The following is a 22,510-nucleotide window of genomic DNA, read 5'->3' as shown; positions in this document are numbered from 1 at the left end:
GGGCCGCCTGTCCGCCACAAGGTGACTGCGCGGCCCTGGCCCTTTGACGAATGACTTAAGGAAACGCCATGACCAACCCGCGCCGTCTTGAAAGCTATGTCTGCGGACGCTGGACCCCGGGCAGCGGCCAGGGCCAGACCCTGCGCGATGCCGCAACCGGCGAGCCCGTTGCCGTGATCGACTCTGCCGGCCTGGATTTCGCCGCCGTACTTGCCCATGGGCGCGAGGCGGCGGGGCCAAAGCTGCGCGCCATGACCTTTCATGAGCGCGCCTCCATGCTCAAGGCGCTTGGTCTGGCGCTGATGGCGCAGAAAGAGGAATTCTACGCCGAAAGCCTGCACACCGGCGCGACCCGAGCCGATGGTTGGGTCGATATCGAGGGCGGGATCGGCACCATGCTGACCTATGCCTCGAAAGGGCGGCGGGAATTGCCGAACGCCCGGATTCTGACTGATGGCGAGGTCGAGCCGCTGTCGCGCGACACAAGCTTCAGCGCCCAGCATATCCTGACGCCTCTGCAGGGGGTGGCGGTTCATATCAACGCCTTCAACTTTCCGATCTGGGGGATGCTGGAAAAGATTGCGCCGACGCTGCTGGCGGGGATGCCCTGCGTGGTCAAACCTGCCTCGCAGACCGCCTATCTGACCGAGTTGATGGTGCGCCGCATTGTCGGGACCGGCATCCTGCCCGAAGGGGCGCTGCAACTTATCTGCGGCTCGGTCGGGGATCTTTTGGATCATGTCACCGAACAGGATGCGGTGACCTTTACCGGCTCGGCGGCGACGGGGCGCAAGCTCAGGACCCATCCGGCGGTCATCGCCAACTCTGTCCGCTTTACCATGGAGGCGGACAGTCTGAACGCCGCGATCCTTGGCCCTGATGCAGTGGCTGGCACGCCCGAGTTCGATCTGTTCGTGCGCGAGGTTGCGCGTGAGATGACGGTGAAGGCCGGGCAGAAATGCACCGCCATCCGCCGGGTCATCGTGCCGCGCGGCCAGATCGACGCGCTTGTCGCCGCCCTGGGTGAGCGGCTGGCGGGTACCGCCGTCGGCCTGCCGGACGATGAGGGTACGCGTATGGGGGCGCTTGCAAGCCTTGATCAGCGCGACGAGGTCCGCGCCCGCATCCGCGACCTGCAAGCGGCGGCCGAGATCGTCGCGGGCGATCCTGACGATGTACGCCTGACCTCGGGGGACGCGGGGCAGGGGGCCTTTATGAACCCGGTTCTGCTTCATGCCGCGAAACCCTTTGAGGCCGCAGCGGTGCATGAGGTCGAGGCTTTCGGCCCGGTTTCGACCGTCATGCCCTATGATGATCTGGACGAGGCGGTGGTGCTGGCACAGATGGGCCGCGGCTCGCTGGTGTCCTCGGTCTTTACCGATGATCCGAAAGTCGCCGAAGAGGTCGTTCTGGGCGTCGCTCCCTTCCATGGCCGGGTGCTGATCGGCAACCGCGCTTCGGCCAAAAGCTCGACCGGGCATGGCTCTCCGCTGGCGCCGCTGGTGCATGGCGGCCCGGGCCGCGCTGGCGGCGGTGAAGAGATGGGCGGCATTCGCGGCGTCAAGCATTACATGCAGCGCACCGCCGTTCAGGGCACGCCACGGCTTTTGTCCGCAGTGACCGGGCGCTGGATCGAAGGGGCCGAGGCGCAACAGGGCGTCCATCCTTTCCGCAAATCGCTGGCCGAGCTGCAAATCGGTGACCAGCTGGTCACGGCGACCCGCACCATCACCCGCGAGGATGTCGAGCACTTCGCCCATTTCACCGGCGACACGTTCTATGCCCATATGGACGAGGCCTCGGCCAAGGCGAACCCGTTCTTTGACGACCGGGTGGCGCATGGCTATCTGATCGCCAGCTTTGCCGCCGGTCTTTTTGTTGAGCCGAACCCCGGCCCGGTGCTGGCCAATTACGGCGTCGACAACCTGCGCTTTCTGACCCCGGTTTACTTTGGCGACACGTTGCAGGTGCGGTTGACCTGCAAAGAGATCAATCCGCGCGAAAACGCCGGTCATGGCGAGGTGCGTTGGGATTGCCGCGTGACCAATCAAAAGGACGAGGTCGTGGCGCAATATGACGTGCTGACCATGGTGGCCAAGGAATGGCCGCTGCCAGAAGCCGCGGAATAACAGAACTGAGCCGGGCGATGCTTTGGGGTCGCCCGGCACTTACCGATATCAGAGCTTCAGCGCCCAGAATTCGCGCGTGAATGTCTGACCACAGGCTATCACGCCGGGGGTGGCTTCGGTCAGTTCGAACCCCAGCTGCGCATAGAGGCGCCGCGCCTCTTGCAGGCAGTCATAGGTTTCCAGCCGCACTTCGGTCATGTCGTGATTTCGCGCATGGGTAAGGGCGGTTGCGACCATCCTGCGGGCAAGGCCATGGCCGCGGAATGCGGGCAGAACCAGCACGAAGTTGAGGAAGGCAGAGCGTTCGGGGCGTTCGGAAATCGCAATCGAGGCAGCACGTTGCCCGTCTGTCCTGGCAATCCAGATGCGGCTGAAATCGGTGCTGTTTTTGATAAAAGCTGCGACTTTTTCCGCGGTGCTGTCGCGAAAGCTGGGGCCAAAGCCGAATTCCTTGGCATAGATCGTCTCGTGCTGCCTGATCAGCCAGTCCAGATCGCTGTTGTCGGCAAGGCTGATAGAGGCGGTCGATGCAGGCATGGCCTGGGCTTGGGGACGGCGGGAAGACCTGGCGACCCTAGCGCCAATCCGGTCAAATGGATACCCGATCCGTTGTCACTTCACCGCCTTGATGCCTTCAAGGATCAGGGTGGTGGCGACGTCGGCATAATCCTCGCGCGTGATGCGGCCACCGTCGCGGAACCACATATAGACCCAGTTCATCATGCCAAACAGCGACATGGTCACCGGGGTCAGCAACGGGCGCTCGGGGTTGTCGAGGCTGGGGTTGATTTCGCGCAGGACCATGGCAAAGCGGCGCACGATACGGCGTTCAACCGCGAGGATTTCGGCCTTTTGCTCATCCGGCAGGGCTGAGGTCGCGTTCAGCTGGACCTTGTGCTGGTTATCCGCGCCGCGATAGCGGTCAAGGACAGTGCCGACCAGCTGGCGCAGACGCTGCCGCGGCGGCAGATCGGCGTCGTCGGCGTCCTCGATGGCGGCATCCAGCTCTTCGAGGTGGGTGATGATGATGGCGAAGATCAGCGCGTCCTTGCTGGGGTAGTAATGGTAAAGCAGGGCCTTGGAGACCTGGCTATGCGCCGCGATCTGCGCCATCGACGCTTTTTCCATTCCCAGATCGGCAAAGACCTCGGCGGCCTTGTCCAAAAGAACGCGCTGCTTTTCCTCGAAATCGGCTGCCCGTGTCCGCGCCATGCCATCCTCTTGTCATTCATCCGCCCGCTTTCTGGGGCGGGAAAACCGGGGAGCCTTAGCCCCCCGACGCCTTAGCGGCTTTGTTACCGCATGTCATGTCGATGACGCGGTGCGGCATCATGTCCTGGGGCGGTTGTCAACCACCCGCTTGGCCTTGCCTTCCGAACGGGCAACGCTGCCCGGATCGCAAACCTCGATCCTGGTCGAGACGCCGACCACGCTTTTGATGTGGTGGGCAAGCTCTTTGGCCGACTGGGTACGGGCCGCATCGTCGGTGCGGCCGGGGGCGCATTCAACATGGACGATCATGCTGTCCATCCGGCCCGAACGGCTGAGCTCGATCTGGAAATGCGGGGCAAGGCCGGTGCATTTCAGGATCTGTTCCTCGATCTGGGTCGGAAAAACGTTAACGCCGCGCAGGATGATCATGTCGTCACTGCGCCCTGTGATCTTTTCGATCCGGCGCATACTGCGCGCCGTGCCGGGCAGCAGGCGGGTCAGGTCGCGGGTGCGATAGCGCACCATCGGCAAACCTTCCTTGGTCAGCGTGGTGATGACCAGTTCGCCCATCTCACCATCGGGCAGGACCTCGCCGGTCGTGGGGTCGATGATCTCGGGGTAGAAATGGTCTTCCCAGAAATGCAGCCCGTCCTTGGTCTCGACGCACTCCATGGCGACGCCCGGGCCCATGACTTCGGAAAGGCCGTAGATATCGACGGCATGCATGTCGAAGGCTTCTTCGATCTCTTGCCGCATGGAGTTGGTCCAGGGTTCGGCGCCGAAGATCCCGATCTCAAGCGAGGATTCGCGCGGATCAAGGCCCTGCCGGCGGAATTCATCAAGGATCGACAGCATGTAGCTGGGGGTCACCATGATGATGCGCGGACGGAAGTCGTTGATCAGCGTCACCTGCCGCTCGGTCATGCCGCCCGAGATCGGGACGACGGTGCAGCCCAGCCGCTCGGCCCCGTAATGCGCACCAAGGCCACCGGTGAACAGCCCGTAGCCATAGGCGTTGTGCAGGATATCGCCCCGCCGCCCGCCAGCTGCGCGGATCGAGCGCGCGATCAGATTCGCCCAATGGTCGATATCGGCCTGGGTATAGCCCACCACGGTCGGCTTGCCCGTAGTCCCGGACGAGCCGTGGATACGCACCAGCCTGGACTGCGGAACCGCGAACATTCCAAAGGGATAGGTGTCACGCAGGTCCTGTTTGGTGGTAAAGGGGAACCTGGCGATATCCGCGAGCGATTTCAGATCCTCGGGATGCGCGTCATGTTCGATGAACCGCTTGCGATAGAAAGGCGAGTTTTCGAAAGCGTGTTTCAACGACCGCTTCATGCGGTGGAACTGCAGGGCTTCGATCTCATCGCGCGAGGCGGTTTCGATCGGGTCCAGTTCCTTCTTTTCTGGCGCCAGTGGTTGCATTGTTCCTCCCCTCGGGAATTAGGTTGCGGTCAGGGTTCGACCGGCAGGTGGGTGCCCTTGACGGTGCGCGAATGGCCGCGGAACTCGGCCACATGCACACCGTCCTGATTGGTGATGCGGATATCGTAGATGCCTGAGCGGCCGCGGCGTGAAACCTCGCGCGCCACCGCAGTCAGCCGGTCGCCGATGCGTCCCGGTTCGAGATAGGTGATCGAACAGTGCTGGGCGACGACAAGCTGGTTGTAGCTGTTGCAGGCAAAGGCAAAGGCGCTGTCGGCCAGCGTGAACATATAGCCGCCGTGGCAATTGCCGTGGCCGTTCGACATGGCTTCGGTGATGGTCATCGAAAGCGTCGCTTCGCCCGGTGCGATATGGTCAAGGCTCATACCCAGCCGCTGGCTGGCAGAATCGTCATTCCACATCGCACGGGCCGAGGCCTCGGCGATTTCTTGCGGGGTCATCTGCGAGACGGGTTTGGAGGCGTCGGTCATTGGCCCCTGAACTCCGGTTTGCGCTTTTCAAGAAAGGCGGTGACGCCTTCGGCATAGTCAGTGCTGCGGCCGGCCTCTCGCTGGCAGTCGCGCTCTTGATCAAGCTGCTGATCGAGGCTGTTTACTGCCGCCGCCTGAATCAGCCGTTTGGTCAGGCCCAACCCCAGCGTCGGCCCGGCAGCCAGCGATCTGGCCAGCGCCAGCGCCTCGTCCATCAGCGCCTCATCCTCGACCGCTTTCCAGATCAGCCCCCATTCGGCAGCCTTTTCGGCACCCAGAGGTTCGGCCGTCAGGGCCAGCGCCTTGGCGCGCGGTTCACCCAGGATACGGGCCAGCGACCATGAGCCGCCTGCATCGGGCACCAGACCGATCCTGGCAAAAGCCTGGATAAAGCGGGCCGATTTCCCCGCCAGAACGATGTCACAGGCGATGGCGATATTCGCCCCGGCCCCCGCGGCAACGCCGTTTACCGCGCAGACTACCGGCTTTTCCAGGGACCGGATCAGCCGCAGCGTCGGGTTGTAAAAGGTTTCAAGCGTGTGGCCCAGATCGGGGCCGGGGCCGCCTTTGCGCGGGTCGCGGTCGCCAAGATCCTGCCCGGCGCAAAAGCCACGCCCCGCACCCGTCAACAGGACGGCGCGGACACCCGCGTCATCATGGGCTCGCTGGAACCCGGCACGCAGGGCCAGGTGCATTTCTTCGTTAAAGGCATTCAGCTTGTCGGGACGATTGAGTGTCAGCGTCAGCACGCCGTCGGCCAAGGCCGCCAGGACGGTTTCCGTCATGTGATAAACTCCCTTGCCCCGGTCCCGGGGTTCCCTGAAAATTTTTGTTGCATAAACCGACCGGCCGGTCAATGATAATCTCACCAGGTGAGGGGGAACCACCGTGACAGAGCTTTTCGACCGTCATCGGCCGCTGTTGGATGCTGCGTTGCAGGCGCTGCGTGATCGCGGATTCTGGAGCCCGTTTCCCGAAATTCCAAGCGGCAAGTTCTATGGCGAAACCGCCCGGCAAGAGGGCGAGGCCGCCTTTCAGGCCCTGCGCGGGCAAGCCTTTGATCTGCCGGGTCATCCGAATCAGGCGCTGCGCGGAGCAGAGGTATCGCCCCATGGTGGTGCGCTGGGGATTCGTTATCCCTCGGCTGATGCAGCAGAGTTGATTGCCGCCGCCGGGCGCGCGCAAGGGGCGCTTGTCGAGGCTGGACCCGAAGCCCGGGTAGGTGTTTGCCTTGAGGCGCTGGTGCGGCTTAACCGCATGAGCTTTCTCATGGGCCATGCGACCATGCACACCACGGGACAGGCATTCGCCATGGCCTTTCAGGCGGGCGGCCCCCATGCGCAGGATCGCGGGCTTGAGGCTGTCGCCATGGCCTGGGATGAGATGACCCGTTTCGCCCCACAGGCACGTTGGGAAAAGCCGCAGGGCAAAGCCGCGCCGATCGTGCTGGAAAAATACTGGTCGATCGTGCCGGCGGGGCTGTCTTTGGCGATCGGTTGCAACACCTTCCCGACTTGGAACAGCTATGCTGGCATCTTTGCCAGCCTTGCGACCGGCAACCCGGTCATCGTCAAGCCGCATCCGGGGGCGATCCTGCCCCTTGCTCTGACAGTGCGCGTTCTGCGTGACGTTCTGGCCGAGGCCGGACTGCCCGCTGATTCGGTCCTGCTGGCCTTGGATGAGGCAGGGGCCGAGATCACGCGTGATCTTGCCATGAATCCGGCGGTGCGGCTGATCGACTATACCGGCTCGAACGCTTTCGGGGGGTGGTTGCGCGCCCATGCGACGCAAGCCCGGATCTTTACCGAAGAGGCAGGGGTCAACACCGTTACCATTGCCGGAACCGATGATTTTGCCGGGCTTTGCGCCAATCTGGCTTTCTCGCTGGCGCTTTATTCGGGGCAGATGTGCACCGCGCCGCAAAACATCTATGTGCCCGAAGGGGGCATAGACACCGATCAGGGTCACAAGAGCTTTGATGAGGTCGGCCGGGCACTGGCTGCGGCAATCGACGACCTGCTGTCCGATCCTGCCCGAGGAGCCGGGATCTGCGGCGCCATTGCCAACCCTGCGACGCTGGAGCGGGTCGAGCAGGTGCGGGGGCTGGGCCGGGTGCTGCGTGCCTCGGCTCCGCTGGGGCAGGGGCGGACTGCGACCCCGCTGCTATTGGCGCTGCGTGACGGTGATCCGATCTGCGAACAGGAATGCTTTGGCCCCATCGCCTTTGTCATCGCGGTCAGGGATGCCGATACGGCGCTGGAGCGGGCGACCGATCTGGCGCGGTGCAAAGGCGCGATCACCGCGGCGCTATATGATCGGGACGAGGCGCGCATCGAACGTGCCGCCCGGGTCTTTGCTGCGGCGGGTGTCAATCTGTCGGTTAACCTGACCGGCAATATCTATGTCAATCAATCGGCCGCCTTCAGTGATTTCCACGTCACCGGGGCCAACCCGGCGGGGAACGCCAGCCTGACTGACACTGCCTTTGTCGCCAGCCGGTTCCGTCGCGCCATGTGGCGGCGGCCCGTGGCGGCCTGAACTGCTGACAAGCTGAACCACCAACAGGTTTCTGGGAGGAGACATCATATGGAAAAGACCCTGACGACGACCGTTCCGGCCGCGCTGATCGCGCTTGGCCTCGCCTCGGTGGCCAGTGCCGAAATCAAGATCGGCGCTTCGGTCTCGGCGACCGGTCCCGCCGCGTTCCTTGGTGACCCCGAGGCCAAGACCCTGCAAATGCTGGTCGAAGAGCTGAATGCCAAAGGCGGCATCAACGGTGAAGAGATCGAGCTGGTGCTTTATGATGACGGCGGCGATGCCAACAAGGCGCGCACCTTTGCGACCCGGCTGATCGAGGATGACGAGGTGCAGGCCATCATCGGCGGCACAACGACCGGCACTTCCATGTCGATCCTGTCGGTGGCGGAGGATGCCGAGATTCCCTTTATCTCGCTGGCCGGGGCTATCGACATCATCCAGCCGGTCAAGCCCTGGACCTTCAAGACCCCGCATACCGACCGCATGGCCTGTCAGAAGATTTTTGAGGACATGCAGAAAAACGGCTTCAGCAAGATCGGCATGATCTCGGGAACTGACGGGTTCGGAGCCTCGATGCAGGCGCAATGCAAGGACGTGGCAGGCGAATTTGGCATCGAAATCACCGCGGACGAAACCTACGATCCCAAGGATGCCGATATGACGGCGCAGCTGACCAAGATCCGCAACACCGAAGGCGTGCAGGCGGTGCTGAACCCGGGCTTTGGTCAGGGTCCCTCGATCGTGACACGCAACTATCGCCAGCTTGGTATTGAGCTGCCGCTTTACCAGTCGCACGGTGTTGCCTCGGACGGGTTCATCGAACTGGCCGGCAAGGAGGCCGCCGAGGGTGTGCGCCTGCCCGGTACGGCGCTGCTGGTCGCCGGCCTGTTGGCCGATGACGATCCGCAAAAACCGGCCGTGACTGCTTACAAGGCGGCCTATGAAGGCAAGTTCAAAGAGCCGGTCGGCACTTTCGGCGGCTATGCCCATGACGGGTTTGCACTGCTTGTTGATGCGGTGACGCGCGCTGGTTCGTCCGAGCCTGCGGCGATCCGTGACGCGCTTGAGGCGACCCAGGGTCTGGCCGGAACCACGGGCATCTATACCATGTCGGCCGAAGATCACCTTGGCCTCGACCTGTCGGCCTTCCGTATGCTTGAGGTCAAGGACGGCAGCTGGTCCATGGTCGAATGATCCCGCGCGGTCCCTGCCTATGCGGGGACCGTTTCCGCCCGCTCGGGAGAGCCAGCGAGAGAGCCACGGCATGTCTGAATTTCTGCAATTCCTGTTTTCAGGGCTGACGGTGGGCGCGGTCTACGCGCTGGTCGCCCTTGGCTTTACGATCATCTATAACGCATCGGATGTGGTGAATTTTGCGCAAGGCGAATTCGTCATGCTGGGCGGTATGATTACATGGTTTTCCCATGCCGCCGGGCTGCCCCTGCCGCTGGCGGCGCTGGTTGCCATCATTGCCACCGCCGCGCTGGGGGTCGCGATCAACAAGCTGGCGATCGGGCCGGCCCGGGGTGCCCCGGTCGTTTCGCTGATCATCATCACCATCGGCGCCTCGGTCTTTCTGCAAGGCGCGGCGCAGCTTGTCTTTGACAAGCAGATCCACAGTTTTCCGGCCTTTTCGGGGGATACGCCGCTGCGCTTTGGCGGCGCGACGATCCAGCCGCAAAGCCTGTGGGTTATCGGGGGCGCGCTGGTTGTATTCGTCGGCTTGTGGCTGTTCTTTACCCGCACCTTGCTGGGGCGCGCGGTGCTGGCGACCTCGAACAACCGGCTGGCGGCGCAACTGGTCGGGATCAACACCAGCTTTGTCATGACCCTGTCCTTTGCCCTGTCGGCGGGGATCGGGGCGCTGGCCGGGGTCCTTGCGACGCCGATCACGCTGACCGCCTATAACGTCGGTATCGGCTTTGCGCTCAAGGGTTTTGCCGGGGCGATGCTGGGCGGGATGGGCAACCCCAAGGGCGCGCTGGCGGGTGGGTTCCTGATCGGTCTGATCGAGGCGCTGACGGCGGGCTATCTGTCCTCGACCTACAAAGAGGCGGCGGCCTTTGTCGTCATCCTGCTGGTCCTGTTCTTTATGCCGCAGGGCCTGTTCGGCCGCAGATCTACGGAGCGGGTGTGATGCCAAAGCTGACCGCGAAATCCGCCACGCTGCTGGTGCTTGCCGTATTGATCGCGGTGACGCCCTTTTTCTTTCCCTCGGGCTATTACTACCGGGTCGGGGCGCTGATCTTTGTCAACGGGCTTGCGGTGACGGGCATCGTGATCCTGACCGGCTATGCCGGACAGATCAGCCTGGGCCATGCCGGGTTTGCCGGTATCGGCGGCTATGCCTGTGCCCTTGCGCCCGAATATCTGGGCCTGCACCCCGCGCTTGCCATGGTGCTGGGGGCCGCGGTCTCGGCTGTGCTGGCCTATCTGGTCGGTCGTCCGATTCTGCGACTCAAGGGGTATTACCTTGCCGTTGCCACCCTGGGCTTTGGCATCCTTGTGTCCATGGTCCTGAACAATGAACGCGACCTGACCGGCGGCCCCGATGGCATCGCCGTCCCCGAGCTGGGGCTAAGGGGCGTGCTCAAGGACTGGGGGCTGAACCTTTCGAACGGGCAGTTCTGGTATTTCTTCTGCGGTATAGTATTGCTTCTTGGCGCATGGATCGCGCTGAACCTTTATCAAAGTCCGACCGGGCGTGCGCTGCGTGCGCTTCATGGCTCCGAGGTTGCATCGGGCACCGTCGGTATCGATGTCGCGCGGGTCAAGTTGCAGGCCTTTGTCATTTCGGCGGTCTATGCCTCGGTCGCGGGTTCACTGGTCGCTTTGCAAAACAAGTTCATCACCCCCGATGTCGCGGGCTTCATGCATTCGATCGAGATGGTGACCATGGCTGTCCTGGGCGGCGCGGGTTCAGTTCTTGGCGCGGTCTTTGGCGCGGGAATCCTGACGCTTTTGCCGCAGGCGCTGACGGTGCTGGCCGAATATGAACAGCTTGTTCTGGGCCTTGTGATGATGCTGGTGATGATCTTTCTGCGCGAAGGGCTTTTGCCCTCGATCCTGCGCAGACTGAGGGGGAGGGGCGAATGACGCTGCTGTCAGTCGAAGGGCTCGGCATCGCTTTTGGCGGCATCAAGGCCGTCCATGATGTCAGCTTTCGGGTCGAGCCGGGGGAGATCGTCTCGGTCATCGGGCCGAATGGCGCGGGCAAGACCACGCTGTTCAACATGATTTCGGGCGTCTATCAGCCCGGCGCTGGCCGCGTGTTGCTTGAGGGCGAGGATGTGACCGGCATGGCGCCGTTTCGCCTTGCCCAGCGGGGCATGTCGCGCACCTTTCAGAACCTTCAGATCTTTCAGAACATGACGGTGCTGGAAAACGCCATTGCGGGTTTTCATCTGCAAGAGCGCGGAACGGTGCTGGCCGATCTGTTCAACCTGCCGTCATCGCGCCGTCGGGCCCGGCAGGCCGAGGCAGGCGCGCGCGAGCTGCTGGCTCGTGTCGGGCTGGAACGTGCGGCGGACCGCGAGGCGGCAAGCCTTTCTTACGGTTCGCTCAAGCGGCTTGAGATCGCGCGGGCGTTGGCAATGCGGCCGCGGGTTCTGCTGCTTGATGAGCCGGCGGCGGGCTGCAACGCGGTCGAGACCGAAGAGATCGACCATCTGATCGCCGAGGTCGCGGCCTCGGGCGTCGCCATCCTGCTGGTCGAACATGACATGAAGATGGTCATGCGCATCTCGAACCACATCGTCGTGCTGGACCATGGCGAAAAGATCGCCGAGGGCGCGCCCGCCGAGGTCAGCCGCAACCCGGCGGTGATCGCCGCCTATCTGGGAACCGAGGAGGCTGCCGATGCTGACGGTTGAGGGTTTGCGTTCGCGCTATGGCCGCATCGAGGTCCTGCACGGCATCGACCTGCATGTCGATTCGGGCGAGATCGTCACCGTGGTTGGTGCCAATGGTGCTGGCAAAACCACGCTTTTGCGCTGCCTGTCCGGTGTACAGCCGGTCTCGGCCGGTACGATCACCTTTCGGGGAGAGCCGCTGACCACAGTGCCGGCCTTTCGCCGATTGGCACGCGGACTGGCTCAGTCGCCCGAGGGGCGGCAGATATTTACCAATCTGACGGTTGAGGAAAACCTGCGCCTTGGTGCGTTCCTTTACAACGATGAACGGGTTGAACGGGATATGGAGGATGCCTTCCAGATGTTCCCGATCCTTAAGGAAAAGCGCAACCTTGCTGCCGGGGGGCTGTCGGGCGGTCAGCAGCAGATGCTGGCAATGGCGCGGGCGCTGATGGGCCGACCCTCTTGCCTGCTGCTGGACGAGCCGTCGATGGGGCTTGCACCGATCATCGTGCAGCAGATCTTTGACGTGGTGCGCGGGCTGAAATCTTTGGGCGTGACCGTGCTGCTTGTCGAACAGAACGCCTTTGGTGCGCTTAGGATTGCGGACCGGGGTTATGTGATGGAAACCGGGCGCGTCACCATGCAGGGACCGGCCGGAGAGCTGATTGCCGATCCGCGCATCCGTGAAGCCTATCTGGGGATTTGAAGTCATGACCGTAACCATCGCCCGCCAGGGTGAAATCGCCGTCGTCACCGTGGATAACCCGCCCGTCAATGCGTTGAGCCAGGCTTTGCGTCAGGGATTGTGGGACGCGGTCGGCACGCTTGACGCTGATCCGGAGGTGCGGGCGGTGGTGCTGATCTGTGCGGGTCGCACCTTTATCGCCGGCGCGGATGTGACCGAATTCGGCAAACCGCCGCAGCCGCCGCATCTGCCCGATCTGGTGGACCGGATCGAGGGAGCCGCCAAGCCTTGGGTTGCGGCGATCCACGGCTCGGCCCTTGGCGGCGGGTTCGAGGTGGCGATGGGCTGCCGATTCCGGGTCGCGCTGCCTGACGCCTCGGTCGGTCTGCCTGAGGTGACGCTGGGCATCGTGCCCGGGGCCTCGGGCACGGTTCGCACACCGCGCCTTGCCGGGGCCGAGCTTGCCGTCGAACTGGTCACCTCGGGCCGCCCGATGCGCGCGCAAAAGGCGGCCGTTTCCGGTTTGATTGATGCGGTGGTCACAGGCGATCTGCTTGACGGTGCTGTCGGCTTTGCGCGCGAGGCCCTGACGCGCCCCCTGCCTGCACCGGTCTCGGCCCGTCCGGTTGCCGCGCCTGATGCGGCATTCTGGGCTGAAAAGGAAAAATCGGTCGCCAAGGCGGCCAAGGGTGCCGCCGCGCCGCTGCGGGCGCTTGACTGTCTGCGCAAAGCTGTCGAAGCTCCGTTTCCCGAGGCCATGGCGTATGAACGCGCGACTTTTCTAGAGCTGCGCGGTTCAGATCAGGCGGCCGCCCTGCGCCATGTCTTTTTCGCCGAACGTACTGCCCCACGTCCGGCCGCTCTGCGTGCGGTTGATCCCTTGCCCCTGCGCCGCGCTGCGGTGATCGGCGGTGGTACCATGGGCGCGGGCATTGCCGCCGCCCTGCGCGAGGCCGGATTGCCGGTCGTTCTGGTCGAGCGTGACGATGATGCGGTGGCCCGCGGCATCGCCAATCTTCGCGGTATCTTTGACGGTGCGGTACGGCGCGGCAGGCTTGGCACCGCGCAGGCCGAAGAGCTTGTGTCTGGCGTTACCGCCACCACCGATTATGCTGCATTGGCCGATGTCGATCTGGTGATCGAGGCGGTGTTCGAGGAAATCGGCGTCAAGCAGGCTGTCTTTGAACAGCTGGGCCGGGTCTGCCGGGCGGATGCGGTTCTGGCAACGAATACCTCTTACCTTGACCCGCGCAAGATTGCCGCGGGGGTGCCGGGACCCGAACGTTTCATCGGGCTGCATTTCTTCAGCCCCGCCAATGTGATGAAACTGCTTGAGATCGTGCCCGTGCCCGAAACCTCTGAGCAGGTGCTTGCCACCGGCTTTGCCCTTGCCCGGCTGTTGAAAAAGATCCCCGTCCGGGCCGGGATCTGCGAAGGTTTCATCGGTAACCGCATCCTTAAACGCTATCGCGCGGCGGCCGAGGCGCTGGTGCGTCAAGGCGTCGCCATTGCCGAGATTGACGCCGCCATGCGCGCATATGGTTTCGCCATGGGACCATTCGAGGCGCAGGATCTGGGCGGGCTCGACATCGCCTATCTGCAGCGCGAGGGTGCCCGCGCGGCGGGACAGGATGTGCCCGAGACGCTGGGCGATATTCTGGTGCGCGCCGGGCGCAAAGGGCAAAAGACCGGTGGTGGTTGGTACGATTACGTACCGGGCGATCGCAAGCCGCAGCCCTCGTCAACGGTGACCGAGCTGCTGGCCGGTCAGATCGCCCCCGTCGCAACGATGGAACGTAATGCGATTGCCGCGCATCTGGTTGCCGAAATGGCGGCCGAGGGGCAGGCGATCCTGACGGAAGGGATTGCGCAATTGCCGGCGGATATAGATCTGGTCGAAATCCATGGTTACGGGTTTCCGCGTTGGCGTGGCGGGCCGATGTTCGCAACCGGCATTCGCGGCTGAACAGCGCATTCCCGTCCTTTTGGGGGCAGGGGCCGGCTGACCGGCCCCTTTTTTGCGGTCTAAAGCTGACCCAGATTCCAAAACAGCGTCTCGCCCGAGCTGTCATCGGTGCCGTCGTTATCCGTCACCACCCAGGCGTTGCCCTTGGCGTCGAAGGCCAGACCTTCGACTTTGTCCAGCACATAGCCATTGGTCAGGGCCAACATCTCGGGGATAAGGTCGCGGACCTCTTCCTTGGCGACCGTGGGCAGTGTCCCTTCCAGGGCTGCGGGGTGCAGATCGGCCAGCGCGACACGGAAGATCTTTTTCACCACCGCCTTGTCGCCGATCAGGTTGTCACGTTCGATGACATAGGCGTGCTCGTCCCGAACCGCGATTTCGGACAGGCCCATCCAGCCCTGACCTTTGGGCTCAAGCGGGTAGTGCACCGCACCCCATTCCCTGGTCTCAAGGTCATAGGCCAGCAGCTTGACCTTGCCCTCCGGGTCGTCGCCCCATTCGCGCTGCATGGCCAGCCACAGCGTATTGCCGACCTTTGCGATACCCTCGGCGCCAAAGCGGGTCTGATGGGGCAGCAGCTCTTCGGGCAGGGCGATTTCCTCGGTGATCTCGCCCTTTGCATTCACATGCAGGATGGCATGGGGGACCAGTTTTTTCGCATCCCCTTCGTTCGCCAGCCAGAAACCGTCCTCACCATCCGAGGTCAGCCCCTCGATATCAAGCTTTTGCGCCGGAGCGCCGCCGCGGGTGATGATCGTCTGGGCGACGATCCGCGCCGGTTTCGCGGTAATGTCGATTTCATAGATCGACGGCATGGCCGCATAAACGCTGTCCGAGGCGGCAAACAACCGGTCCTCGCGGCCCGGGGCCGCAGCAAGTGCCCCAAGCGCCCCCCAGCCGATCAAAGGTTCGGTCCCGGCCGAGGTCAGCACAGGATAGGCCGGCTCATCGGCGCTGCGTTCATAGATCATCACATGCGCACGCGCCGCACCATCTTCGCCCAGATCGGCCTCATTGGCGGTTACAAACAGGTTGCGCGCAGGGATGGCAACGGCCCCTTCGGGCGAGATGCCCGAGGGTAAAAGCTGGGTCAGCTTGGGTGCGGCGGGGTCGGTCAGGTCATAGACTGCAACGACCGAGGCGCGTTCGGACAATACGAACAACAAGGGCGTGTCGCCAAAGCGGGCGAACTCGACACTTTCGATTTCGACGCCTTTGGATTTCGAACGTTTCTCGGGGTAGTGGCCGATTTCGGCGATGGCATGTTCCAGCGCAGCGCCGGATTCATAGACCACCGTGCCATCCTTGTTCCAGATGGTGAAGCCGCGCGAGCCGCCTTTCCAGTCGCCCTCATTGGCGGTGACGAAATGATCGGCGTCGATCCATTTCGCTCCGTCGGGTTCACGACGGACCGGTTCGGTCTTTTCGCTAAAGCTCAGCCGCCCGTCCGTCCTGGTATCGACATTCTCAAGCACGACCTCGCCCGCCGAAAAATGCTGCGCAATCGTGTCATCGGCCCCGATGACAGCGATGTGGTTGTTTTCCTGCAACGTTACCACAATTTCGCCCGCTTCGTTGATGTCGACGAACTCGGGCTCGGGGTCCTCGGGGGCGATGTCCGCAAGGCCGGTCAGGTCGATTTTTTGCAGCCTGGCGCAATCGGGGCTGCCGTCCGCCAAGGGTAGTTTCACCAGATAACCGGCAGGCATCTGGGGCAGGCCGCCTTCGCCCAGATCCTCGTCCCGCTCATTTTCGATGGCGACGGCAAGAAAGCTGCCATCCGGCGCGACAGCAACTGAATCGGGCTGGCCGCCCAGATCGCAAGAGGCGATCTCGGTCGCGCTTTTCAGATCGATCACCGCCAGCCGGCCCGAGGGGTTGGCGCGGCTTTCCGAGGTGTTCACCCCGACGACCGCACGGCTGCCGATGATATGGGCGGTAGTAGGCTCTCCGTTCAGCGCCACATTGCCCAGGGGTTTGGGTTGGCGTGGGTCGGTAATGTCGATCAGCCCGACCACGCTCAAGGGGCTGTCGGTATAGATCAGCGTCATGCCATCGGCAGAGGCCGAGATGATCTCGGCCGAAGAGGTGCGAGCCTTATCCTCACCCTCGGCCATATTGGCGGTGACGGGGAAAGATGCGACGCGGTTGAAGCTGTCTGACAGGGCAGGGCCTGCAAGAAGGGCGAGTGTCGAGACAGCAGAAAGCAGACGGGTTGCGGTCATGGCGATTCCTGAAGTTGCGCGATCATGCGCAAACTAGGGTCGCCGCATGACGATCAGGTAACGCCTTGCCGACAGTTCCGTGGCAAACCGCGCCCCTGTGCCGGGGGACGGTCCTACTTTGCAAAAGGCCCCGTTCCACGTGGGAACAGGGCAGAATTCAGTCTGTAATCAATGTCTATGGAAATATAAATCCGCAGTCAAAAAAGGTGACAGGGAACTGGTTAACCTACTAGCGCGCGAATCTGTATCATTCGCACAGGTGCGGGTATGTGCGTTTGCGCACAATCAGCGCGAAAACGAACATCGCATCTTTCGTCCGCAAGGCTGCGTGGCATATCTCAGCGGTTGCTGGCCAGGACGCAAAGCAGTTCAAAAAGCATGGTCGCACCTGTCAGTGCGGTGATGCCGCCCTGATCGAAGGGGGGCGAGACTTCGACTACATCGGCGCCAACGATATTCAGCCCGGCAAGGCCGCGGACCATGGCCTGTGCTTCACGCGTGGTCAGGCCGCCGATCTCGGGCGTGCCGGTGCCGGGGGCCATCGAAGGGTCGATGCTGTCGATGTCAAAGGTCACATAGGTCGGCGCATCGCCCATCAGGTCGCGTACCTCGGCCATGACATCCCCGGGGCCGCGGCGATCACATTCCTCGATATAGATGATGCGGATGCCCTGATCCTTGGCCCATTGGTGTTCGTCCGCCGAATAGACCGAGCCGCGAATGCCGATTTGCACGACTCTCCGGGGGTCCAGCACGCCCTCTTCGATGGCGCGGCGAAAGGGGGTGCCGTGGGTATAGGGATTGTCGCCGAAATAGCTGTCGTTGGTGTCGGAATGGGCGTCGAACTGTACCAGCCCCAATGGTCCGGGTTCGGGCTGCGCCTTATGGATCGCGCGCAGTATCGGCAATGTAGTCAGGTGATCGCCGCCGACGCTGAGGGGCAGAGCGCCTGCGGCGCAGACACCGGCGATGCCCGCCTCAATCTGTTCCAGCGCCGCCATCAGGTCGATGGGCTGCACGACCAGATCGCCCAGATCTGCCACCGCCAGCCGCTCATAAGGGGCTACTCCGGTGACGTGGTGCACCTTACGCATCAGGCTGGACTGGTTGCGCACCTCGCGCGGGCCATGACGGGCGCCGGGGCGATTGGTGGTACCGCCATCCCAAGGGATGCCGATCAGGGCAACATCCAACCCCTCGGCGCTGGTCAAGGCCGGCAGACGCATAAAGGTCGCATGTCCCGCAAAACGCGGCACCAAAGCGGCATCGACAGGTTCATGCAACTGCTTTGGCATCAGCGCCTCATAATCCAATGGCTACGAGCGGCATCATGGACGGTGCTGGCGTTGATTCGCAAATACCTTGTCCTGCGGCCGGAAGCGGGAGCGGTTCAGATCGTGAATTTGTCGAGCGACTGTCCTGAGTTCAAAGCCTCAATGATCCAGCGCGGTTTGCGGCCGCGACCGCTCCAGGTCAGCTCGGGGTTCTCGGGGTGACGATAGCGTGGAATGCTGACAGACTTTTCCTGCGCTGCCTGCACCAGTTCGCCCAGCGAAAAGCCGAAATCTTTGGCGATCTGTTCGACCCTGGTGCGGGCCTCGGCCTTGCGGCGGGAGTCATATTGATCAATCGCCCGGTCAACGTCCTTAAGCAATTGCCTGAGCTCGTTCAACGACATGGTATTTAGGTCGAGATCAGCCATTATCAGCCCCCTTGATGTGACAAGCTTGTGGTGGTTAGTATATGATGTGGCTTTAACTGCCCGGAAACACGACATAATTGGTTTTGACGTGCAGTTATCTCATTGTCAATTAAGGAAAGCGGATATCGAATTCACCTTTTGTACAATTTTTCCGGTATGGCAGTGAGGTTTCATATTAGTAATTTGCGGGAATATCATCGGCACCGGTCCTGTACCGATTTTACAGTGATGGCTCGACTCTGGTGGCGTAAGTCGCGATAAATTCCGGCCGGGTCGGCTTCAGGATCGGGGCTGCCCCATTCGCGCAACCATGAGGGACAGACCATGCCTTTCCGTCCGATGCCGCAAACGCGCCGTGCGCTGAGCACTGCCCTTTGTCTTCTGACCCTGATCGCCGCCCCCCTGGCGCCGCAGAAGGGCCTGGCCGACAGTTCGGCCTTCACGCTTGACGAACGCGGCGTCCTGACCGCCGCTCCGGTGCTTGAGAAGGTGACGCCGGCAGTGGTCAATATCGCTGTTCGCTCGGAAACCGCTGTGGCGGTGAGCCCGCTTTACAACGACCCGTTCTTTCGCCGCTTTTTCAACCTGCCGCCCGAGACGATGCGCCGTCAGCGCATGAGCGCGGGCTCTGGTGTCATCGTCGATGCAGCCCAGGGCTATGTGCTGACCAACCACCATGTCATCGCGGACGGAATTGAGATCACCGTCACACTGAAGGACGGCCGCACCCTGAAGGCCGAGTTGATCGGCAGCGACCCTGCGACGGACATCGCGCTGTTGCAGGTCAAGGCCGGGGATCTGACCGCGGTCGAGATTGCCGATTCGAATGCGGTAAAGGTTGGCGACTATGTCATGGCGATCGGTAACCCATTCGGACTGGGCCAGACTGTGACTTCGGGCATGGTCAGCGCGCTTGGCCGCACCGGGATCAGCCGCGACGGATATGAGGATTTCATCCAGACCGATGCCTCGATCAACCCCGGCAACTCGGGCGGGGCGCTGGTTGACAGCAAGGGTCGGCTTATCGGTGTGAATACCGCGATCCTTGCCCCGGCGGGCGGCAATATCGGCATCGGTTTTGCCATTCCCGCCGATATGGCCATGGCGATCATGAAGCAGCTTCTGGAGCATGGAGAGGTGCGTCGCGGCCTGCTGGGGGTCACCGTACAGGATCTGACCCCGGATCTGGCCTCGGCCCTTGGGGTCGAGGATGTGATCCAGAGCGGCGCAGTCATCGCCAGCGTCGAGCCCGGCTCGGCCGCTGATGCGGCGGGCTTGCAGGCGGGGGACGTGGTGCGGGCGGTCGATGGCGCGGCTTTGCGCAACGGCGCGGATTTCCGCAACCATATCGGGCTGCTCTCGGTTGGGGACAACATGACCCTGACCGTTTTGCGCGACGGCGAAGAGCTTGAGCTGACCGCAACCATCCGCGACGGGGCCGAGGCAGCCAGCGCCTTGCTGGAGGGCACGCCGCTTGCCGGTCTGCAATTGCGTGAACGCCGGCTTGAGGGCGGGCCGGGTGCGCTTGAGATCGAAAGTGTCACTCCCGGCAGTGCGGCTGAACAACGCGGTTTCCGTCCGGGCGATATGATCCTGGCAATCAACCGCCGCCCGGTGCCTACGCTTGAGGCGCTGACCGAGGTGCTGGGCGCTGGTCGCCTGCCGCTGGTGGTCGAACTGGTCCGCGACGGGCGCCGGATGCTGACCATCCTGGAGGGATAAACGCCCTTTGGCCCGGCTGCATCTATGGCAGTCTGCGCTATTGCGTGCCGGGCCAATCCCTTTATGACTGGCGCGGGGGATCAGCCGGGGGAGGGCTGCCGGATGCGGATGCGCGACACCGTCATCAAGCCGATGCACCGCGAGGGCATCCGTTTTGTCGCGGCCTTTGCTGTGGCAACGCTGATGCTCTTTCTGCTGTGGAGGCCGCTTGGCTGGATCGGCGTCGGGTTGACCATCTGGTGCTATTACTTCTTTCGCGATCCTGAACGGGTGCCGCCCGTGCGCCCCGGACTGGTGGTCAGCCCGGCAGACGGCATCGTTTCGCTGATCGAACCTGCGGTGCCTCCGCCAGAACTGGGGATGGCCGCGACGCCTTTAACCCGTGTCAGTGTGTTCATGAGCGTTTTTAACTGCCATGTGAACCGCACGCCGGCAGAGGGCGAGGTGCTGACTGTTGCCTATCGTCCGGGCAGGTTCTTCAACGCTTCGCTCGACAAGGCCAGCGCCGATAATGAACGAAACAGCCTGCGTCTGCGCCTGACTGACGGGCGCGAACTGGCGGTGGTGCAGATCGCGGGCCTCGTGGCGCGGCGCATCGTCTGTTTTGTCAAGCCCGGGGTCCGGTTGCAGCGGGGCGAGCGTTTCGGCCTGATCCGCTTTGGTTCGCGGCTGGATGTCTATCTTCCGCCGGGCGTCGTGCCGCTGGTCCAGATCGGCCAGACCATGATCGCGGGGGAGACGGTCATCGCCAGGCTCGACGCCTTTGGTGAGGGAGGGGGTGCATGACCGAACAGCCCTCTGGCCCGCAGGCCGAATTCTCGTTGTTTCAGCTTTTGCCGAATGTGCTGACCATCGCGGCGGTCGGCGCGGGGCTGACGGCCATCCGATTGGGCGTGCAGGGCGAATACACCTTGGCCGTTCTGCTGATCTTTGCGGCGGGCATTCTTGACGGCATCGACGGACGCATCGCCCGGCTGCTGGGCACCGCCAGCAAGATGGGGGCCGAGCTGGATTCGTTGGCCGATTTTCTGAATTTCGGCGTCGCGCCGCCGCTCTTGCTGTATTTCTGGGCCTTGCAGGATTTCCGCAGCCTGGGCTGGATCTGCGTGCTGCTGTTTGCCGTCTGCTGCGTGATCCGGCTGGCACGGTTCAACGTCTCGACCAAAACCGAAGAGACACAGGGCTGCAGCGCCTATTTTCAGGGCGTGCCCTCGCCTGCCGGGGCGCTGCTCGTCATGCTGCCCATGTATCTGTCGTTTGCCTTTGCCGACCGGCCCGTGCTGCCACCTTTGCTGATCTGCCTTTACATGATTGCGATCGGCCTTTTGCTGATCAGCCGCATCCCCACATGGTCTTTCAAGACAACCCGGATTTCGCGTGAGAACGTCAAGTTTTTTCTTGTCGGCGTGGCCTTTGTCGGTGCGGCGCTGCTGACCTTTGCATGGGAAACGCTGATCGCGATCTGCCTTGGCTACATCGCCATTGTCATCTGGGCCTGGATCGACTGCGAACATCCGTCAAACCGATAAGGAACGCCTATGGATATCGAAGCCGTCCAAACCTCATATTCCCGCTGGGCCCCGGTCTATGACCGTACCTTTGGTGCCGTAACCAATATCGGGCGGCGGCGTGCGGTCGAATATATCAACCGCCGTGGTGGGACCGTGCTTGAGGTCGGCGTCGGCACCGGGCTGTCCCTGCCGCATTACAACCGTGACATGCGGGTGACCGGCATCGACTTTAGTCAGGACATGCTCGACAAGGCCATCGCCAAGGTGCAGCAGCAGGGTCTGACTCAGGTCGAAGAACTGCAGCAGATGGATGCGCGCAAGCTGGATTTTCCCGACAACCATTTCGACACCGTGACGGCCATGCATGTCCTGTCCGTTGTTCCTGAGCCCGAGCGCGTGATGGCCGAGATTGCGCGGGTCTGCAAACCCGGCGGCCAGGTCGTCATCACCAATCACTTTGCCCGCGAAGATGGCACTCTGGCGCGGCTTGAACGGCTGTTTGCACCCTTGGCCAACACGATTGGCTGGCACTCGGATTTCCGTATCGAGACGGTGCTGGGAGAGGAGTGCCTGACCCTGGAAGAGCGCCGTACCCTGCCGCCTCTGGGGATGATGACCTTTCTGGTGCTGGGCAAGCGTCTGGCCTAGGCGGGCGTCTTGCGGGCTGTGGGTATGACGGCGAAAGAGGATATCTTTGACCGGCTTGGCCGTTCGGCGTTTCGCAGCCGCTTTCGCCTTGGTCAGAAAGAGCGCGCCTATGCCGAGGCCAAGGGCCGCGACACCATCGCCGCCCATGCCCGCGATTTCATCGCCGCAAGGCTGGCGCCCGCCCATCCGCGCAATGATGGCCGCCAGACGCCGATGCGCGGTCATCCGGTCTTTGTCGCCCAACATGCGACCGCCTGCTGCTGCCGCTCATGTCTCGAGAAATGGCATCACATTCCCCCCGGCCGGGCTCTTAGCCCCGACGAGCAGGCGCAGCTCGTTGACTTGCTGATGTGCTGGATCGACCGCCAGATGACGGTCGATCCTCGCTCGCATTCGTAA

Annotated in this window: 21 protein-coding genes; 13 read left to right on the top strand and 8 right to left on the bottom strand. The window is 62.8% G+C overall.

From position 1 onward, the window contains the following. Positions 1-68 precede the first annotated feature (68 nt). Positions 69-2,129 (top strand): phenylacetic acid degradation bifunctional protein PaaZ, encoded by a 2,061-nt coding sequence (gene paaZ, locus PARACOCCUSGL_RS0105490; protein WP_010393981.1) that lies wholly within the window; start codon positions 69-71, stop codon positions 2,127-2,129. A gap of 48 nt (positions 2,130-2,177) precedes the next feature. Here the strand turns inward: paaZ and PARACOCCUSGL_RS0105485 are convergent, their stop codons facing one another. The 5 genes from PARACOCCUSGL_RS0105485 to paaG form a co-directional block, all read right to left on the bottom strand. After that, entirely contained in the window at positions 2,178-2,666 is a 489-nt protein-coding gene (locus PARACOCCUSGL_RS0105485) for a GNAT family N-acetyltransferase (RefSeq protein ID WP_010393979.1), read from the bottom strand. A 75-nt stretch (positions 2,667-2,741) separates the two neighbouring features. Next, positions 2,742-3,341 (bottom strand): TetR/AcrR family transcriptional regulator, encoded by a 600-nt coding sequence (locus PARACOCCUSGL_RS0105480; protein WP_010393975.1) that lies wholly within the window; start codon positions 3,339-3,341, stop codon positions 2,742-2,744. A gap of 117 nt (positions 3,342-3,458) precedes the next feature. Then, positions 3,459-4,769: a phenylacetate--CoA ligase PaaK gene (paaK, locus tag PARACOCCUSGL_RS0105475; protein ID WP_010393972.1), complete on the bottom strand. Its 1,311-nt coding sequence runs from the start codon at positions 4,767-4,769 to the stop codon at positions 3,459-3,461. Between the two features lie 29 nt (positions 4,770-4,798). Further along, complete coding sequence (gene paaI, locus PARACOCCUSGL_RS0105470; RefSeq protein ID WP_010393970.1) at positions 4,799-5,260, bottom strand: hydroxyphenylacetyl-CoA thioesterase PaaI; 462 nt, start codon at positions 5,258-5,260, stop codon at positions 4,799-4,801. Then, positions 5,257-6,045: a 2-(1,2-epoxy-1,2-dihydrophenyl)acetyl-CoA isomerase PaaG gene (paaG, locus tag PARACOCCUSGL_RS0105465; protein WP_010393967.1), complete on the bottom strand. Its 789-nt coding sequence runs from the start codon at positions 6,043-6,045 to the stop codon at positions 5,257-5,259. The genes paaI and paaG overlap by 4 nt, the downstream gene beginning before the upstream one ends. Before the next feature lie 103 nt (positions 6,046-6,148). Between paaG and paaN the strand changes: the two genes are divergently transcribed. The 7 genes from paaN to PARACOCCUSGL_RS0105430 all read left to right on the top strand — a co-directional run bounded on the left by paaN (position 6,149) and on the right by PARACOCCUSGL_RS0105430 (position 14,303). After that, a complete protein-coding gene (gene paaN / locus PARACOCCUSGL_RS0105460; protein ID WP_010393964.1) occupies positions 6,149-7,798 on the top strand; it encodes a phenylacetic acid degradation protein PaaN in 1,650 nt (549 codons plus the stop codon). A gap of 48 nt (positions 7,799-7,846) precedes the next feature. After that, the gene (locus PARACOCCUSGL_RS0105455) at positions 7,847-8,992 is read left to right on the top strand and encodes an ABC transporter substrate-binding protein (RefSeq protein ID WP_010393962.1); all 1,146 of its coding nucleotides are present in this window, start codon (positions 7,847-7,849) and stop codon (positions 8,990-8,992) included. Positions 8,993-9,062: 70 nt separating this feature from the next. Then, positions 9,063-9,935 (top strand): branched-chain amino acid ABC transporter permease, encoded by an 873-nt coding sequence (locus PARACOCCUSGL_RS0105450; RefSeq protein WP_010393960.1) that lies wholly within the window; start codon positions 9,063-9,065, stop codon positions 9,933-9,935. Continuing rightward, on the top strand, positions 9,935-10,894 hold the full coding sequence (locus tag PARACOCCUSGL_RS0105445; protein ID WP_010393959.1) for a branched-chain amino acid ABC transporter permease: 960 nt from the start codon (positions 9,935-9,937) through the stop codon (positions 10,892-10,894). Before PARACOCCUSGL_RS0105450 ends, PARACOCCUSGL_RS0105445 begins: the two co-directional genes overlap by 1 nt. Further along, positions 10,891-11,670 carry an ABC transporter ATP-binding protein gene (locus PARACOCCUSGL_RS0105440; RefSeq protein ID WP_010393957.1) on the top strand — a complete coding sequence of 260 codons (780 nt, stop codon included), beginning with the start codon at positions 10,891-10,893 and terminating at the stop codon, positions 11,668-11,670. Before PARACOCCUSGL_RS0105445 ends, PARACOCCUSGL_RS0105440 begins: the two co-directional genes overlap by 4 nt. After that, the gene (locus PARACOCCUSGL_RS0105435; protein ID WP_010393955.1) at positions 11,657-12,358 is read left to right on the top strand and encodes an ABC transporter ATP-binding protein; all 702 of its coding nucleotides are present in this window, start codon (positions 11,657-11,659) and stop codon (positions 12,356-12,358) included. Before PARACOCCUSGL_RS0105440 ends, PARACOCCUSGL_RS0105435 begins: the two co-directional genes overlap by 14 nt. A 4-nt stretch (positions 12,359-12,362) precedes the next feature. Next, positions 12,363-14,303, top strand: coding sequence for a 3-hydroxyacyl-CoA dehydrogenase NAD-binding domain-containing protein (locus PARACOCCUSGL_RS0105430; RefSeq protein ID WP_010393953.1), 1,941 nt, complete (start codon positions 12,363-12,365; stop codon positions 14,301-14,303). A 59-nt stretch (positions 14,304-14,362) separates the two neighbouring features. On the opposite strand, the gene PARACOCCUSGL_RS0105425 is transcribed toward PARACOCCUSGL_RS0105430, so the two are convergent. The 3 genes from PARACOCCUSGL_RS0105425 to PARACOCCUSGL_RS0105415 form a co-directional block, all read right to left on the bottom strand. Next, positions 14,363-16,528 carry an esterase-like activity of phytase family protein gene (locus tag PARACOCCUSGL_RS0105425; protein ID WP_010393950.1) on the bottom strand — a complete coding sequence of 722 codons (2,166 nt, stop codon included), beginning with the start codon at positions 16,526-16,528 and terminating at the stop codon, positions 14,363-14,365. A gap of 338 nt (positions 16,529-16,866) precedes the next feature. Continuing rightward, positions 16,867-17,823 carry an agmatinase gene (speB, locus tag PARACOCCUSGL_RS0105420; RefSeq protein ID WP_029371573.1) on the bottom strand — a complete coding sequence of 319 codons (957 nt, stop codon included), beginning with the start codon at positions 17,821-17,823 and terminating at the stop codon, positions 16,867-16,869. A gap of 95 nt (positions 17,824-17,918) precedes the next feature. Continuing rightward, on the bottom strand, positions 17,919-18,230 hold the full coding sequence (locus PARACOCCUSGL_RS0105415) for an H-NS family nucleoid-associated regulatory protein (protein ID WP_010393946.1): 312 nt from the start codon (positions 18,228-18,230) through the stop codon (positions 17,919-17,921). A 324-nt stretch (positions 18,231-18,554) separates the two neighbouring features. On the opposite strand from PARACOCCUSGL_RS0105415, the gene PARACOCCUSGL_RS0105410 reads away from it, so the two are divergent. The 5 genes from PARACOCCUSGL_RS0105410 to PARACOCCUSGL_RS0105390 all read left to right on the top strand — a co-directional run bounded on the left by PARACOCCUSGL_RS0105410 (position 18,555) and on the right by PARACOCCUSGL_RS0105390 (position 22,510). Next, entirely contained in the window at positions 18,555-19,952 is a 1,398-nt protein-coding gene (locus PARACOCCUSGL_RS0105410; protein WP_010393944.1) for a DegQ family serine endoprotease, read from the top strand. A 102-nt stretch (positions 19,953-20,054) separates the two neighbouring features. Then, a complete protein-coding gene (locus PARACOCCUSGL_RS0105405) occupies positions 20,055-20,738 on the top strand; it encodes a phosphatidylserine decarboxylase (protein WP_010393941.1) in 684 nt (227 codons plus the stop codon). Continuing rightward, complete coding sequence (gene pssA, locus PARACOCCUSGL_RS0105400; protein ID WP_010393939.1) at positions 20,735-21,481, top strand: CDP-diacylglycerol--serine O-phosphatidyltransferase; 747 nt, start codon at positions 20,735-20,737, stop codon at positions 21,479-21,481. The genes PARACOCCUSGL_RS0105405 and pssA overlap by 4 nt, the downstream gene beginning before the upstream one ends. A 9-nt stretch (positions 21,482-21,490) precedes the next feature. Continuing rightward, complete coding sequence (locus PARACOCCUSGL_RS0105395) at positions 21,491-22,111, top strand: class I SAM-dependent methyltransferase (protein WP_010393936.1); 621 nt, start codon at positions 21,491-21,493, stop codon at positions 22,109-22,111. A 24-nt stretch (positions 22,112-22,135) separates the two neighbouring features. Continuing rightward, positions 22,136-22,510: a DUF4186 domain-containing protein gene (locus PARACOCCUSGL_RS0105390; protein ID WP_010393933.1), complete on the top strand. Its 375-nt coding sequence runs from the start codon at positions 22,136-22,138 to the stop codon at positions 22,508-22,510.

Origin of the sequence: Paracoccus sp. TRP (assembly GCF_000185925.1) — a bacterium.
GTDB classification, from domain to species: Bacteria; Pseudomonadota; Alphaproteobacteria; order Rhodobacterales; family Rhodobacteraceae; genus Paracoccus; species Paracoccus kondratievae.
Note: the sequence above shows the minus strand (reverse complement) of the source record. Positions and strands in the feature narration are given on the sequence as shown.

Coding starts and splice junctions, on each gene's coding strand:
- paaZ (WP_010393981.1), top strand. CDS start 69: ATGACCAACCCGCGCCGTCTTGAAAGCTATGTCTGCGGACGCTGGACC.
- PARACOCCUSGL_RS0105485 (WP_010393979.1), bottom strand. CDS start 2,666: ATGCCTGCATCGACCGCCTCTATCAGCCTTGCCGACAACAGCGATCTG.
- PARACOCCUSGL_RS0105480 (WP_010393975.1), bottom strand. CDS start 3,341: ATGGCGCGGACACGGGCAGCCGATTTCGAGGAAAAGCAGCGCGTTCTT.
- paaK (WP_010393972.1), bottom strand. CDS start 4,769: ATGCAACCACTGGCGCCAGAAAAGAAGGAACTGGACCCGATCGAAACC.
- paaI (WP_010393970.1), bottom strand. CDS start 5,260: ATGACCGACGCCTCCAAACCCGTCTCGCAGATGACCCCGCAAGAAATC.
- paaG (WP_010393967.1), bottom strand. CDS start 6,045: ATGACGGAAACCGTCCTGGCGGCCTTGGCCGACGGCGTGCTGACGCTG.
- PARACOCCUSGL_RS0105455 (WP_010393962.1), top strand. CDS start 7,847: ATGGAAAAGACCCTGACGACGACCGTTCCGGCCGCGCTGATCGCGCTT.
- PARACOCCUSGL_RS0105450 (WP_010393960.1), top strand. CDS start 9,063: ATGTCTGAATTTCTGCAATTCCTGTTTTCAGGGCTGACGGTGGGCGCG.
- PARACOCCUSGL_RS0105445 (WP_010393959.1), top strand. CDS start 9,935: ATGCCAAAGCTGACCGCGAAATCCGCCACGCTGCTGGTGCTTGCCGTA.
- PARACOCCUSGL_RS0105440 (WP_010393957.1), top strand. CDS start 10,891: ATGACGCTGCTGTCAGTCGAAGGGCTCGGCATCGCTTTTGGCGGCATC.
- PARACOCCUSGL_RS0105435 (WP_010393955.1), top strand. CDS start 11,657: ATGCTGACGGTTGAGGGTTTGCGTTCGCGCTATGGCCGCATCGAGGTC.
- PARACOCCUSGL_RS0105430 (WP_010393953.1), top strand. CDS start 12,363: ATGACCGTAACCATCGCCCGCCAGGGTGAAATCGCCGTCGTCACCGTG.
- PARACOCCUSGL_RS0105425 (WP_010393950.1), bottom strand. CDS start 16,528: ATGACCGCAACCCGTCTGCTTTCTGCTGTCTCGACACTCGCCCTTCTT.
- speB (WP_029371573.1), bottom strand. CDS start 17,823: ATGCCAAAGCAGTTGCATGAACCTGTCGATGCCGCTTTGGTGCCGCGT.
- PARACOCCUSGL_RS0105415 (WP_010393946.1), bottom strand. CDS start 18,230: ATGGCTGATCTCGACCTAAATACCATGTCGTTGAACGAGCTCAGGCAA.
- PARACOCCUSGL_RS0105410 (WP_010393944.1), top strand. CDS start 18,555: ATGCCTTTCCGTCCGATGCCGCAAACGCGCCGTGCGCTGAGCACTGCC.
- PARACOCCUSGL_RS0105405 (WP_010393941.1), top strand. CDS start 20,055: ATGCGGATGCGCGACACCGTCATCAAGCCGATGCACCGCGAGGGCATC.
- pssA (WP_010393939.1), top strand. CDS start 20,735: ATGACCGAACAGCCCTCTGGCCCGCAGGCCGAATTCTCGTTGTTTCAG.
- PARACOCCUSGL_RS0105395 (WP_010393936.1), top strand. CDS start 21,491: ATGGATATCGAAGCCGTCCAAACCTCATATTCCCGCTGGGCCCCGGTC.
- PARACOCCUSGL_RS0105390 (WP_010393933.1), top strand. CDS start 22,136: ATGACGGCGAAAGAGGATATCTTTGACCGGCTTGGCCGTTCGGCGTTT.